This window comes from Acidovorax sp. LjRoot118 (assembly GCF_964253575.1).
Taxonomy (GTDB): Bacteria; Pseudomonadota; Gammaproteobacteria; order Burkholderiales; family Burkholderiaceae_C; genus Acidovorax.
On record NZ_CAXURB020000001.1, the window covers coordinates 3,825,480 to 3,838,507 of the forward strand.

The 13,028-nt window shown below is 67.7% G+C and carries 12 protein-coding genes; 8 read left to right on the plus strand and 4 right to left on the minus strand.

Features of this window, described 5'->3' with window-relative positions:
• Positions 1–133: 133 nt before the first annotated feature.
• On the plus strand, positions 134–1,447 hold the full coding sequence (locus ACSQ9E_RS18125) for a DEAD/DEAH box helicase (protein WP_057264315.1): 1,314 nt from the start codon (positions 134–136) through the stop codon (positions 1,445–1,447).
• A 96-nt stretch (positions 1,448–1,543) separates the two neighbouring features.
• On the opposite strand, the gene ACSQ9E_RS18130 is transcribed toward ACSQ9E_RS18125, so the two are convergent.
• Positions 1,544–1,897 carry a DUF6172 family protein gene (locus ACSQ9E_RS18130; RefSeq protein ID WP_428001654.1) on the minus strand — a complete coding sequence of 118 codons (354 nt, stop codon included), beginning with the start codon at positions 1,895–1,897 and terminating at the stop codon, positions 1,544–1,546.
• Positions 1,898–1,975: 78 nt separating this feature from the next.
• Complete coding sequence (locus ACSQ9E_RS18135; protein WP_436218731.1) at positions 1,976–3,583, minus strand: lyase family protein; 1,608 nt, start codon at positions 3,581–3,583, stop codon at positions 1,976–1,978.
• A gap of 301 nt (positions 3,584–3,884) precedes the next feature.
• Here ACSQ9E_RS18135 and ACSQ9E_RS18140 point away from each other — a divergent pair, with 301 nt between their 5' ends.
• The 5 genes from ACSQ9E_RS18140 to ACSQ9E_RS18160 all read left to right on the plus strand — a co-directional run bounded on the left by ACSQ9E_RS18140 (position 3,885) and on the right by ACSQ9E_RS18160 (position 8,220).
• On the plus strand, positions 3,885–4,838 hold the full coding sequence (locus ACSQ9E_RS18140) for a LysR family transcriptional regulator (RefSeq protein WP_436218732.1): 954 nt from the start codon (positions 3,885–3,887) through the stop codon (positions 4,836–4,838).
• A gap of 141 nt (positions 4,839–4,979) precedes the next feature.
• Complete coding sequence (locus ACSQ9E_RS18145) at positions 4,980–5,573, plus strand: LemA family protein (RefSeq protein WP_436218733.1); 594 nt, start codon at positions 4,980–4,982, stop codon at positions 5,571–5,573.
• Positions 5,574–5,596: 23 nt separating this feature from the next.
• Complete coding sequence (locus ACSQ9E_RS18150) at positions 5,597–6,694, plus strand: M48 family metalloprotease (RefSeq protein ID WP_436218734.1); 1,098 nt, start codon at positions 5,597–5,599, stop codon at positions 6,692–6,694.
• A gap of 221 nt (positions 6,695–6,915) precedes the next feature.
• Positions 6,916–7,302 (plus strand): VOC family protein, encoded by a 387-nt coding sequence (locus tag ACSQ9E_RS18155; RefSeq protein ID WP_428003873.1) that lies wholly within the window; start codon positions 6,916–6,918, stop codon positions 7,300–7,302.
• A gap of 9 nt (positions 7,303–7,311) precedes the next feature.
• Entirely contained in the window at positions 7,312–8,220 is a 909-nt protein-coding gene (locus tag ACSQ9E_RS18160; RefSeq protein ID WP_436218735.1) for an amino acid ABC transporter substrate-binding protein, read from the plus strand.
• Here ACSQ9E_RS18160 and ACSQ9E_RS18165 read toward each other — a convergent pair.
• A complete protein-coding gene (locus ACSQ9E_RS18165) occupies positions 8,205–9,122 on the minus strand; it encodes a LysR substrate-binding domain-containing protein (protein WP_436218736.1) in 918 nt (305 codons plus the stop codon). The two genes, ACSQ9E_RS18160 and ACSQ9E_RS18165, sit on opposite strands and share 16 nt — an antisense overlap.
• 224 nt (positions 9,123–9,346) lie before the next feature.
• On the opposite strand from ACSQ9E_RS18165, the gene ACSQ9E_RS18170 reads away from it, so the two are divergent.
• Entirely contained in the window at positions 9,347–10,633 is a 1,287-nt protein-coding gene (locus ACSQ9E_RS18170) for a sensor domain-containing diguanylate cyclase (protein WP_436218737.1), read from the plus strand.
• Positions 10,634–10,668: 35 nt separating this feature from the next.
• Here ACSQ9E_RS18170 and ACSQ9E_RS18175 read toward each other — a convergent pair whose 3' ends face one another.
• Positions 10,669–12,039 (minus strand): DUF2142 domain-containing protein, encoded by a 1,371-nt coding sequence (locus ACSQ9E_RS18175; RefSeq protein WP_436218738.1) that lies wholly within the window; start codon positions 12,037–12,039, stop codon positions 10,669–10,671.
• 365 nt (positions 12,040–12,404) lie between these two features.
• Between ACSQ9E_RS18175 and ACSQ9E_RS18180 the strand changes: the two genes are divergently transcribed.
• Positions 12,405–13,019 (plus strand): 3'-5' exonuclease, encoded by a 615-nt coding sequence (locus tag ACSQ9E_RS18180; protein WP_428001663.1) that lies wholly within the window; start codon positions 12,405–12,407, stop codon positions 13,017–13,019.
• The last annotated feature ends 9 nt before the right edge of the window (positions 13,020–13,028 follow it).

Below are 13,028 nucleotides of genomic sequence, written 5' to 3' on the forward strand. Positions count from 1 at the left end.
TACGCTTGCGCCGCATGCATTGAAAGGCGAATGCAGGACAATCGGGGGATTCAGACAGCCCGCGCGCGGGCTGCGCCCACCCCATTTGTCTTTCTCTTTCGTGGCCGTGCCCCGTGCACAGGCCGCCTTGCCCATGCCCTTTGCTGCCCTCGGTCTCTCCCCTGCCCTCGCCCATGCCGCCCAGGCCGTGGGCTTCACGGTGCCCACGCCCATCCAGACCGAGGCGATCCCCGCCATCCTGAACGGGCAGGACCTGCTGGGCATTGCGCAGACCGGCTCGGGCAAGACGGCGGCGTTCGGGCTGCCGCTGCTGCAGGCGGTGCAGCTGGGCACCACCGGCCAGGCGTCACGCCACGCCACCGCCCTGGTGCTGGTACCCACGCGCGAGCTGGCGGCCCAGGTGGGCGAGGTGCTGCGCGACCTGGCAGGCCATTTGCAGCAGCCGCCCAAGGTGGCGGTGGTGTTCGGCGGCGTGTCCATCAACCCGCAGATGATGGGCCTGCGCGGCGGGGCCGACATCGTCGTGGCCACGCCGGGCCGGCTGCTCGACCTGGTGGAGCACAACGCCATCCAACTGGGCAAGGTGGCCCATCTGGTGCTGGACGAGGCCGACCGCCTGCTGGACCTGGGCTTTGCCGAGGAGCTGCAGCGCGTGCTGGCCCTGCTGCCGGCCAAGCGGCAGAACCTGTTCTTCTCGGCCACCTTCGCCGCCCCGGTGCAGGCGCTGGCCGATGGCCTGCTGCACCAGCCGCTGCGGGTGGAGATTGCGCCCACGCCAGACCACACCCCCGACATTGCGCAGCGCGCCATAGCGGTGGACGACAAGCGCCGCACGCAGCTGCTGCGCCACCTGCTCAAGGAGCACGGGTGGACGCGCGTGCTGGTCTTCGTGGCCACGCAGTACGCGGCCGAGCATGTGGCCGAAAAGCTGTACAAGGCCGGCATCTTCGCCAGCCCCTTCCACGGCGGCCTGAGCCAGGGCGCGCGCAAGCAGGTGCTGCAGGAGTTCAAGGACGAGCGCTGGCAGGTGGTGGTGACCACCGACCTGGCTGCGCGCGGCATCGACATTGCCCAATTGCCTGCGGTGGTGAACTACGACCTGCCGCGCTCGGCCGACGACTACGTGCACCGCATCGGCCGCACCGGCCGCGCGGGCGAGAGCGGCGTGGCCGTGACCTTCGTCACGCCCGACGCCACGGCGCACTTCCGCCTGATAGAAAAGCGCCAGGGGCTGGCGCTGCCGCTGGAGGTGATTGCCGGTTTCGAGCCCACCGAGGTGGCCCCGCCCCCTGCCCCGGCAGCCCCTGGGGAGCCCGGCACCGGCGGCATCAAGGGCCGCCGCCCGAGCAAGAAGGACAAGCTGCGCGCCGCAGCGGCAGAAGCCGAGGCCGAGGTGGCTGCCGAAGCCGCACGCCCTGTGGGCAAGAAGCCCCCCAAGCCGGAGTAAGGGCAGACCCGGCCGGTCAACAAAAAACCGGCGTGCCCCGTGAAAGGCAAGCCGGTGGGTCGGTGGGTCGGGCACAAGCCCGCATCCGCCAGGTTGTCAGTCTTCGCTGTCGTCGTCTTCGGCACCCATGCCGTCGTTGGCAGCATCCTCGTCACGCGCACCTGCAGGCCGCGCCGTGCGCTTGCCGGGCTTGGCCAGGATCTCGACGTAGAACTGCTTGCCGCCCTCGGCCACCACGCCGTTGATCAGGCCGGTGAGGGCCGACAGGTGCACCACCGTGGCGGCTTCCTTGGTGGCGCCGAACTGGCAATCGAAGTCCCAGAAGTCCGCGCCTTCGGGGATGTCACGGCGGCGTTCGCGCTTGATGTACTTGCGGATATCGTGCTTGACGGACTCCAGAACCCGGTCCGGATTCTTGCCTTCGACATGTAGTTGGAAAATTTTTCTCATGGGCGATGGTACCGCTTGCGGACCCAGGGCCGTACGAAGGGGTCATGAACCGGGGCTTGCAAGCCCCGGAAAACAGGCTCAGGGCCTGCGCGCAATCTCCAGGAAGGCGCGGTTGAGCCTGGCATCCGCCTCGGTCAGCTTCGTGCGGCGGCCGGCCAGCCAGGCGTCGTCTTTGGCCAGGGACTCGCGGGCGCTGGCGAGCATGCGGCGCACCTCGGCTGGCTGGGGGCCGCCCACGCCGACGCGGGTTTTGACCATGTTCTCGGGCGAGAGCGTCTTGCGGAAGCTGGCTTCGTCCAGCGGCAGGCGCAGGTCGGTCAGGCTGTACTTCTTGCCGGCCTCGGCATAGATGCGCACGGCCTCCTGGTAGGGAAACTCGCTGGGGCGCAGGTTCTTGCTGCGCGCGTACACCACCACCTCGGAGGCAAAGTGGTGCCCCACGCGAAACGGCACGCGGCTGGTGCGCTGCAGGGTTTCGGCCAGCTCCATGGAGGTGGTCCATTCCGACTCCAGTTCCTCGAGCGAGCGCACGGGGTCCACCTGCAGCGCATCGAGCACCTCCTTGAACTGCTGGACCATCTCCACGCCCAGCACAAAGGTCCGGGCGCCGCCCTGCGCGCTCCAGGCGTTCTTGTAGTCGATCATGCCGGGCGTGACATTGTGGGCACGAAGCGTGACGGCCTGGGCCGAGGCCACCACGTCCGAGGCCTTCAGGCGCGTGTTCTGGATGATGCCGGGGTTGGCCTTTTGCGGCATGGCACTGCTGGTGTAGGTCTTGCCGGCCGACAGCAGCAGCCAGGGGCGCGTCTGGTGGTACTGCACATGCACGTCCTGCATGAAGGCGCCCACGCGGATGGCGGTGGAGCTGGCGATGCCGACGGCCTCGATGGGAATGTCGTAGGTGCTGACCTGCCCGGCGTCGAGCGAGTTGACGATGAGCCCGTCGAACCCCAGCAGGTCGGCCAGCCGCTCGCGCTTGAGCGGCCAGCTGGAATTGGCCAGCACGGCAGTGCCCAGCGCGCTGCGGTTGATGCGGGCATAGGCCTCGCGGATGCGCGTGGCATCGCGCTCGAACGAGTCGGCAAACGCCAGCAGGTAGTGCGCGTAGCTCACGGGCATGGCCTGCACGCCGTTGGTGTAGGCGGGCACCAGTGTGTCCACGTTCTGGGCGGCCAGCTCCAGCAGGCGGGCGCGGGCACTGCTCAGGGCGCTGGCAAAGTCCAGCACCTCGGTGCGCAGCTGGGCAGCGTTCAGGGTGGAGTGGATGTCCTGGCGGCTGCGGCCCGAATGGATCAGCGTGGCGTCGGGGCCGGCGGCGTCGGTGATGATCTTTTCGACCTGCAGCACGTCGGTGGGCCGGCGGCCACCGGGCTGCGTGGCCTGGTCGATGGAATGGGCCACGCCCCGTGCGATGGGGCCCGCCAGCGGGGCGGGGATGATGCCTTCTTCCACGTTCATCACGGTCGATGCCATGTTGATGCGGCCAAACCAGTAGAAGACATCCTGCGCCTTGGCCTGCGCGCTGGTGGCGTCGCCGCTGAAGGTGCCCTGGATCTTGGCAACCTGGGCGCGGCATTCTTCGGTGGTGCGGCAGGCGGTGTCGAGCGTGTCCGCTGCGTGCGCAGCAGCGGTGGCGGCCAGCAAGGCGGCAACGCACAAGGCGATTTTGGTTTTATGGCGGTTCATGGGCATCTCAAAGAGGAAAAAGGAAACAGGCATGCGGCGTCCCCTGGTTGTCTCCAGGCGCTGGTGCAGGGGACTGGGCGCGGGTATGCGGGCCGGCAGGCGTGCGTACAGGCGCGTACAAACAGGTGCGTTGGGTGGGTGTGGTGTCTCCGTCAGATTCTTGTTCTGTAAGGCTCTTGCCCCCAGCATCCAAAAATTGAATGGATTGCTGGAGCGGCTCAGCCACCATTCTGGCCACACAGCCCTCTACGTCAAATTCAAAGGCGCTCTAAGATATTCAAACAATGAATACAACGCCGCCATGACACCCACCACCCCAGACCTGTTGTTTGCACGGCTGCTGGGCCGTGCGCGCCTGAAGCACCTGCAACTGGCCGTGCACATTGCCGAGTTGCAAAGCCTGCAGAAGGCAGCCTCGGCCATCGGCCTGAGCCAGCCTGCGGCCACGCACGCGCTGGCCGAGTTCGAGGCCCTGCTGGGCACCCCGCTGTTCGAGCGGCACGCGCGCGGCATGCGGCCCTCGCCCGCCGGGCTGGCCCTGCTGCCCCTGGTGCGCAACGCGCTCAAGCTGCTGCACGCCTGCGCGGAAACGGCAGCCTCCATGCAGCATGGCGCCACAGGGCTGGTGCGCATCGGCGCCATCCACGCGGCCGTGGCGGGGTGGCTGACGCAGGCGCTGCCGGTGTTCAGCCGCACCCACCCGGACGTGGCGGTGGAGGTGCATGAGGTGCCGGCAGACCAGCTGCTGCAGATGATCGAGGCCAACCGGGTGGACATCGTGCTGTGCCGCGAGCCCCAGCCCTTGCCCGAGGGCCACCTGTTCACCCCAGTGCGGGTCGACCACTACGTGGTGCTGTGCCGCAACGGCCACCCGCTGGCAGGGCAAGCCCATGTGTCCGACGACGACCTGCGCGCACACACCTGGCTGGTGCCGCCGCTCACCGGCATTGCGCCGGCGGAGTTCAACGCGCTGTGCGTGCGCCTGGGCGGTGCGCCGCGCACCTGCCAGGTCTCCAGCCGCTCGGCCCTGCTCACGCAGGCCATGCTGGACAGCGGCGACCTGCTGGCGCTCAGCCCCCACCACTTTGCCCGCCCGCTGCTCGAAGCACGGCTGCTGACCCACCTGGCCGTGCCGCACATGGCCATGCCTCCACTGGGCATGCTGCGCCGTGCAGCAGTGGCCGCCGATGCCCCGTCGGCCGTGGCCCGGCTGGCCGAGAGCCTGCTGGCCTGGCACGACATTGCGGCCCACTGACCAGCTGCCGACCAGCCTCTGACCAGCGGCCACAGCGGCCCTGCGATCCAAATCCCCACCAAGTTTCAGCTTTCCCCTTCCCCGGAAAACCCGTTCTGTACTATTGACCTCAATCAAAATTTACAACAGAGGAGGTGGACTATGTCGACAGCAGGATGGATTTTCTCCGGCGTGGCGGTGGTGTTGCTGGTATGGGCCGTGGTGGTCTACAACCGCCTGGTGCAGCTGCGCAACCGCATTGCCAATGCCTTCGCCCAGATCGACGTGCAGCTCAAGCGGCGCTACGACCTGATCCCCAACCTGATCGAGGTGGCCCGCGGCTACATGGCGCATGAGGCGTCCACGCTCGAAGCGGTGATCAAGGCGCGCGGCAATGCGCAGACCGCCGCCACCGCAGCCCGTGCAGCGCCGGCCAGTGCCAGCGCGCTGGGCGCCCTGGCCACGGCGGAGGGCGTGCTCGGCGGCAGCCTGGGCCGGCTGATGGCGCTGGCCGAGGCGTATCCCGACCTCAAGGCCGATGCCTCCATGAAGTCGCTGAGCGAGGAGCTCACCAGCACCGAGAACCGCCTGGGCTTCGCGCGCCAGGCCTACAACGACCAAGTGCTGGAGTTCAACGACAAGGCCCAGCAATTTCCTGACCTGATCGTGGCGCGCCTCTTGGGCTTCGTGAGTTCGCCCATGCTCGAATCGACACAGACCGCGGAGGAGCGCACTGCGCCAAAGGTTCAATTCTGAGTGGCAGGCATTGAGGCTCTGCCATGAAATTCTGGAACCATCAAGAAAACGCGCGCAGCGAAACGCGCCGCCTGCTGCTGGGCTTTGCCATTGCCGTGGCGCTGCTGGTGGCTGCCGTGCACGGGGCGCTGGTGGTGGCCTGGCTGCTGATGGCGGCCGTGCTGCCGGGCAACCTGCCCTACCCTGCCGGCTTTCTGGCCGTCAACGTGGGCGTGTCGCTCATGCTGGTGCTGGGCGGCTGGTGGGTGGAGACGTCGAACCTGCGCGCGGGCGGCGTGAAGCTGGCCACGCGCGCCGGTGCGCGCGAGCTGCGGCCCTCGATCTCGCATGCCGAGCAGCGCCTGGCCAACATCGTCGACGAGCTGTGCATTGCCGCCAACATGCGCCGCCCGCAGGTGATGGTGGTGCCGCGCGTCGATGCCATCAACGCCTTTGCCGCCGGCTGGGACGACAAGGATGCGGTGGTGGCCGTGACGCAGGGCGCGCTCGACTACCTCAACCGCGACGAGATGCAGGGCCTGGTCGCCCATGAGCTGAGCCACCTGCACGAGGGCGACACACGCCTGAAGATGCAGCTGGCCGGCATGGTCTACGGGCTGGAGCTGGTCTACAACTTTGGCGACACGCTGCGCGAGCGGCGCGGCCTGGCCTGGTGGTTCGGCTCGGCCATCATGCTGGCGGGGTTTGCTGGCTGGCTCACGGGGCGCATGCTCAAGGCCGCCGTCTCGCGCCAGCGCGAGTACCTGGCCGACGCCCGCGCCGTGCAGTGGACGCGCAGCAAGGACGGCCTGGGCGGCGTGCTGCGCAAGGTGATGGGCCAGCGCCGCGACACACCGGCGGGCTATGCCCAGGACCACCGCCACACGGGCCTGGCCCTGCCCTCGGTGCAGCACATGCTGCTGGTGGACGTGGAGGGCGGCGGCAGGCTGGAGCGCCGGCTCGACACCCACCCCACGCTCGAAGACCGCGTGCGGCGCGTGTACGGGCGGCCCATGCAGCCCATGGCCGCCTCCCCCGTGACTGTGGAGCCCGAGTCTGCGCGGCGCGGCAGCGCGGCCAGCGTGGTGCCGGGCACGCCCACCATTGCATCCCTGGTCGACCCGTTCGCACGGTTCACCTGAAGTGACTGGCAGGGCGCGCGCTGTGTCTCGACATGGTGGCCCGCCTGCACTCATCGATTATTTCGATACTCAGCACGCAGAACTATCGTTTTTCATGGAGGAAGAGTTTGCCTAAAGTTTGACGGTCATCAACCCGCAAGCAGACATTCCCCATGACCTCCACGATCCTCTCCACTACATCCCACCTCACCTCCCCCATCCCATTTCACCTGGCGTTCCCGGTGCGCGACATTGCCGAGGCCCGCGCCTTCTATGGCGAGCTGCTGGGCTGCCCCGAGGGGCGCAGCGCCGACGCCTGGGTGGACTTCAACTTCTTCGGTCACCAGATCGTGGCCCACCTGGCGCCCGACGAATGCGGGCATGGCAGCCACAGTGCGGTGGATGGCCACGCCGTGCCGGTGCGCCACTTTGGCGCCGTGGTGCCCATGGACCTGTGGCAGGCCATGGCGGACAAGCTCACGGCGCGTGGCACGGCCTTCGTCATCGAGCCCTATATCCGGTTCAAGGGCGAGCCGGGCGAGCAGGCCACCATGTTCTTCCTGGACCCCTCGGGCAACGCGGTGGAGATGAAGTCGTTCGCGGACCTCGGCTCGCTGTTCGCCAAGTAAGGGGCTGCCATGCAACTCCCACGCATTCACGCGCTGGCGTGCGCCGCCGCACTGTCGCTCACCCTGGGCAGCGCCTGGGCTCAGGTCGATACCCTCAAGGCAATCAGGGACAGCGGCAAACTTGTCATGGGCGTGCGCGATGCCTCGGGCGCCATGTCGTTCACCCTCGGGCCAGGCCAGTACACGGGCTTCCATGTGGAGGTCTGCAATCGCATCGTGCCCGACATCAAGGCCGCAGCCCGTCTGGACAAGCTGGAGGTGGTGTACCAGTTGGTGACCCCGCAGAACAGGATTTCGCTGGTGCGCAATGGCACCGTGCACCTGGAGTGCGGCACCACCACCAACAATGCCGCGCGCCAGCAGGAGGTGGCGTTTGCCCCCACGCTGTTCGTCGAAGGCGTGCGCATCGCCGTGAAGGCATCGTCCCCGGTGGCAGGCGTTGCCCAGTTGAGCGGCAAGACCGTGGCGGCCACGGCCGGCAGTACCGCCGTGCAGGCCGTGCGCAAGATGGGGCGCGAGGCCTCCGGCCAGATGACGGAGGTGCTGGGCAAGGACAACAGCGAGGGCTTTCTGCTGCTGGAGACGGGGCGTGCCGACGCCTTCGTGGCGGACGGCCAGATTCTGGCCACGCTGATCTCGCGCAGCAGGGAGCCCGCGCAGTACAAAATCCTGGAGCCGGTGCTGAGCGTGGAGCCCCTGGCCATCATGATCCCCAAGGACCCCGCCTTCAAGGCAGTGGTGGACCAGAGCGTGGCAGCGCTCGCCAAAAGCGGCGAGGTCGCGCGCCTTTACGACAAGTGGTTCATGCAGCCGATACCGCCCCAGGGCATCAGGGTGGGGCTGCCCGCCAATGCCCAGACCCGGGCCGCCTGGGTCAACCCCAGCGACAAGCCCATGGAAGACTACGGGCCGCGCTGACGCGAAGAAGAAGCCGCAGCAGGCGCTGGCGCCGCCACCTCGGCGGCCCGCCTCAGGCATTGCGCGAAGAGCGCCACGGCGGGCGGGCTGGCGCGCGGCCTGCGCTGCAGCAGACCGATCTCGCGGTAAAAGGTGTTCTCGCCCAGGGTCAGCACGCGCACGCCGGGCGGCAGCGGCAGGTGCGCCTGCACCAGCGGCACCAGCGCCACTCCCACGCCCAGCGCCACCAGGTGGATGAGCGCGGGTATCTCGTCCGCCTCCACCGCATCGCGCACGGCCAGGCCTTCGCGGCGCACAAAGCGCTCCACCATGCGCCCGCCGAACGACGTGCGCTCGTAGCGCAGAAACGGGTGCTCCTGCACCAGCGCACGCCAGTCGCGGCCCTTCAGGCCGGCCGGCACCAGCAGCACGAAGGCCTCGTGCGCCAGCGGCTGCCAAGTCAGCTCGGGCAGCATGCCGAAGGGCGGGCGGATGATGACGGCCGCATCGATCTTGCCCGCGTCGAGTTCGTCCATGAGGCCCATGGACACGCCCGGCGTGACGTGCACGCGCAGCTGCGGATGGGCTTGGCGCAGAATGGCCAGCGCCCGCGCCACCAGGGTCGGCTGCGCCGAGGCGATGGAACCGATGCGCAGCAGGCCTGCCGTTGAGGCCTCGCTGGGCAGGTCGGCCAGCCGGGCGTATAGCGCCTGGATCTCTTCAGCGCGCGCCAGCGTGGCCTGGCCTGCCGCGTTGAGCGTGGCCGAGCGCCCCGTGCGGTCGAACAGCGCAAAGCCCAGCGACTCCTCCAGCCGCTTGATCTGGCTGCTGACGGCGGACTGCGTGAGGCCGATGCGTTCGCCCGCAGCGGCAAACGTGCCATGGCGGCAGACGGCGATGAAGGTCTTGAGTTCGCTGAGCACGGCGGGGCATCATTCCGAAAATCGATACATGGCCTGCAGCATATATCGCGGCCGTCCATGCCAGGAGCTTGCGCGGGCGATCGCCAAGGCAATGCCCCTGCGGACCACACCGATGGTGGACACGCCTCAGGGCAACATCTCCCAACCGTCCCCCTGTGTAAAACACTTGGTGGCGTTTTGCGCGCGCGGTGCCACAATGGTGCACTACGTATTGTTACAAACGCATGCACCACGATCAGGAACTGTTGCAACTGCTGCCCGCAGCAGCACTGGTGGTGACGCCAGCCGGCGCCATCCTGCGGGCCAATGCGGCCGGTGTGGCCCTGCTGGAGGCTGACAGCGAGCAGGCCCTGCTGGGCCGTATGCTGGGGCACTTCGTACACCCCATGGACAAGGCGCGCTCCAACCAGCGCATTGAGCGTGTGAAGGAGCCCGACCACGCCGGGCGGCCCAACAAGTCCTCCGAGTTCCGCGTGCGCACCGACAAGGGCCAGCTGCGCATGGTGCTGGTGGCCAGCGTGGCGATTGAATGGCAAGGCGCGCCGGCCGTGTTGATGTGCGGCATGGACATGACGCACCAGAGCGAAATCCAGGACCAACTGCGCGAGAGCGAGCACAACTTCCGCCGCCTGTTCGACAACATGCAGGACGTGTACTACCGCACCGACGCGCAGGGCGTGGTGCAGCATGTGGGGCCTGGGGTGCGCCGGGTGCTGGGCTACGAGCCGCACGAGATCGAGGGCCGCACCGCCGAGTCGTATTACCCGCAGAGCAAGGACCGCGATGCCTTCAAGGTGGCCATCCAGGAAAAGGGCGAGGTGGCCGACTTTCCGGGGCAGATGGTGCGGCGCGATGGCGCGGTGATCGACATCTCCATCAGCAGCCACGCGCTGTACGACCACCTGGGCCAGTTCGCCGGGGTGGAGGGCATCTACCGCGACGTGACGCAGCGCAAGAACCTGGAGCGCGAGCTGCACCGACTGGCCACCACCGACATGCTGACCGGCATGGCCAACCGCCGCGCCTTTCTGGAAACGGCCGAGGCGGCCTTCCACGCCGCACGCGAGCATGGCACGCCGCTCACGCTGCTGATGCTGGACGTGGACCATTTCAAGTCCATCAACGACCGCTTCGGCCACCTCGAAGGCGACCGCGCCCTGGTGGCCTTTTCACGCGCGGTGATGGAAGGGCTCAGACCCGGCGACACGGTGGGCCGCCTGGGCGGCGAGGAGTTCGGCGTGCTGCTGCAGGGCACCACCCTGCCCCAGGGCCACGAGGTGGCCATGCGGCTGCTCGGCTGCGTGCGCACGCTGGAGCTGGCGGGTGCAGATGCGGCGGGCAGCCACCGCTACCGCATCACCGCCAGCATGGGCCTGGGCACCCTCAGGGGCAGCGACCGCAGCCTGCGCGACCTGCTGGACCGGGCCGACCAGGCCCTGTACCAGGCCAAGCGCGAGGGCCGCGACCGGATTGCCCTGGCCGATGCCGACCTGGACGGTCAGGGCTACTGACCTGGCCGGCACACTCCGCGAGGCGGATGCCGTGATCAGAAATCGAACACTGCCAGCCCCATGCCGTAGCGCCCTTGCAGCGTCGTGGCCATGGCACCCAGGCAGAACATGGCATACAGCAGAACAAACACCCGGTGGCTGGCTGGCCTGGGCGTGTGCGCCGGTGCCAGCCGCACGGGCCCCAGGGCCGCCGCCAGCAGCATGGAGGGGATGATGAAGTAGCGCCCCTGCAAGCCTTCGATGACGCGCACGGGGTAGTCGTTCCAGGTCACGGCGAGCGCAAAGAAGGCCAGCAGCGCGCTGCCCACCGCCGCAACCAGCAGCGTGGCGCGGATGCCAAGATCGGCCTTCTGGTAGCTTGTCGCCGCGACGGTCAGGCCGGCCGCCAGCAACAGGCCGCAGCCTATGGTGACCAGGGCCAGGTCCGCAATCGGCGCATCGGCCCAACCCAGGTTGCCCACGAAGGATGAAGCGATCAGGTGGCCCTGAAACGGGTCGGCGATGGTTCGCCCCACCAGGCGCAGGAAATCAAGCGGGTCGCGCAGGTAGGTGCCGATGATCTGCCCCGTGGAAAGCGCGCGCACCACGCGGTGGTCCTGGGTGTGGACCAAGCCGTACAGAGTCCACCCGCTACTGGCCGCGAACAGTGTGGCCGTGGCCGCGACGCGCTGCCACGACCAGTGCCTGAGCAGCAGCACCAGCGGCAGCAACACCATGGGAATGAGGTTGGTGCGCGAGGTGACCAGCAGGAAGATGGAGGCATAAAAAGCGAATGCCTGCCAGCGCGTGGCCTTGCCCTCCTGCCACTGCAGCAGAAACAGCGACAGCACCAGCAGTGCCAGCGCAAAGCACAGCCCATCGATGGTGGGCGAGATGATCTGGAACAGCGCCATGGGCATCAGCAGCAGGGCCTGCAGCAGCAGTGAGGGCGGCCCCGTCTGCCAGGCCCAGAAGACCACGCCCAGCACCAGCAGCGTGACCAGCATGCGTGTGAGCTGGTAACTGTGGCCCAGGGACAGGTCGAGCGCGCGCGAGAGCTTGAGGCCCAGCGCATGCGGCAGGTAGATGAAGGGGGCGTAGTACCCGGTGGCCGACGCATCGACGAAGACCTCATCGTCCAGCCAGTCGAACCGCTTGGCCTCGCTGGTAAGCCACGCGGGCGACAGGCTCCTGTCGCGGTGCGGCCCCACGATCTTCTGCATCCACTGCGAGAACAGGAAGAAATGGATGTCCACCCAACCACCGGTCTTGCCGCGCACGTCGGGCTCCAGGCCCTTGAGCAAGGGCTGGCCATGGGCCACCATGTCGGCGCGCAGCAGGTGCACGATCTCATCGGGCGACTGGAAGGCTGGAATCAATTGCATCATGCCGCAGGCAATCGCAAAACCCAGTGCCAACCAGGCCATTCGCATCTGCCGCAGACCAGCAAGGCCCCGCCCCCGCCAGAGGGATGTCAAACGAGGCCAGCCAGAAAGGTCAGGGCGCAAAAACAATGCAGACAGTCTTCAAGGAAACAATAGACAGCGACCATCCCAGCTGGCAAGACGATCTTATCCACCGGGGTTTTGACTGCGACGGCCACAAACGCGCAATTGCGTGTCAGGCGTGACCTACGTCACCAAAGAGGGAGGTTTCTGCAGGCTGCAGGGACGCGAAGCTTGAACGCCCCCCGCTCCCGGGTGCTGCGGGATCATGGCAGTCCAAGCCGGCCCTCGCAACATCGCTTGCATTTTGAATCAGTTGCCTCCCAATCCCCCACAATAGCCACCCCATGAGCCCCCCACACACCCAACGCGCCACGCCCGGCAAGGAAGAGATCGCACTGCTGCCCCCCTTCGAGCGCCTGGGGCCCGACCGCATCGCCCTGGTGACCACCGCCGCCCAGGCCGAGCAGGCCTGCGCCGAACTGGCCGCGAGCACCGTCTGGGGCTTCGACACCGAGTCCAAGCCCACCTTCGTGCAGGGCGAGGCCTCCGACGGGCCGCATGTGGTGCAGCTGTCCACCCTCGACAAGGCCTGGGTCTTTCAGTTGCACGACCACGGCTGCCGCGCCCTGGTGGCACAGCTGCTGGCCCGGCCCGGCACCACCAAGGCGGGCTTTGGCTTGGGCGACGACAAGAAGCGCATCGAGGCCAAGCTCGGTGTGGTGCCCGAGGGCGTGCTGGAGCTCAACCATGTGTTTCGCCAGCAGGGCTACCGCAAGGACATGGGCGTCAAGGGCGCGGTGGCCGTGCTGTTCAACCAGCGCTTCATGAAGTCCAAGAAGGCCGCCACCTCCAACTGGGCCAACCCCCACCTCACCGAATCGCAGCTGGTGTATGCCGCCAACGATGCCTATGCGGCAGCGCGCGTGTACCACGCGCTGGGGCTGCCAGCCGGCAAGTGAGGCAATCGC

Excerpts from the sequence above, each read along its gene's own strand:
- ACSQ9E_RS18125 (WP_057264315.1), top strand. The coding sequence starts at position 134 with ATGCCCTTTGCTGCCCTCGGTCTCTCCCCTGCCCTCGCCCATGCCGCC.
- ACSQ9E_RS18130 (WP_428001654.1), bottom strand. The coding sequence starts at position 1,897 with ATGAGAAAAATTTTCCAACTACATGTCGAAGGCAAGAATCCGGACCGG.
- ACSQ9E_RS18135 (WP_436218731.1), bottom strand. The coding sequence starts at position 3,583 with ATGAACCGCCATAAAACCAAAATCGCCTTGTGCGTTGCCGCCTTGCTG.
- ACSQ9E_RS18140 (WP_436218732.1), top strand. The coding sequence starts at position 3,885 with ATGACACCCACCACCCCAGACCTGTTGTTTGCACGGCTGCTGGGCCGT.
- ACSQ9E_RS18145 (WP_436218733.1), top strand. The coding sequence starts at position 4,980 with ATGTCGACAGCAGGATGGATTTTCTCCGGCGTGGCGGTGGTGTTGCTG.
- ACSQ9E_RS18150 (WP_436218734.1), top strand. The coding sequence starts at position 5,597 with ATGAAATTCTGGAACCATCAAGAAAACGCGCGCAGCGAAACGCGCCGC.
- ACSQ9E_RS18160 (WP_436218735.1), top strand. The coding sequence starts at position 7,312 with ATGCAACTCCCACGCATTCACGCGCTGGCGTGCGCCGCCGCACTGTCG.
- ACSQ9E_RS18170 (WP_436218737.1), top strand. The coding sequence starts at position 9,347 with ATGCACCACGATCAGGAACTGTTGCAACTGCTGCCCGCAGCAGCACTG.
- ACSQ9E_RS18175 (WP_436218738.1), bottom strand. The coding sequence starts at position 12,039 with ATGGCCTGGTTGGCACTGGGTTTTGCGATTGCCTGCGGCATGATGCAA.
- ACSQ9E_RS18180 (WP_428001663.1), top strand. The coding sequence starts at position 12,405 with ATGAGCCCCCCACACACCCAACGCGCCACGCCCGGCAAGGAAGAGATC.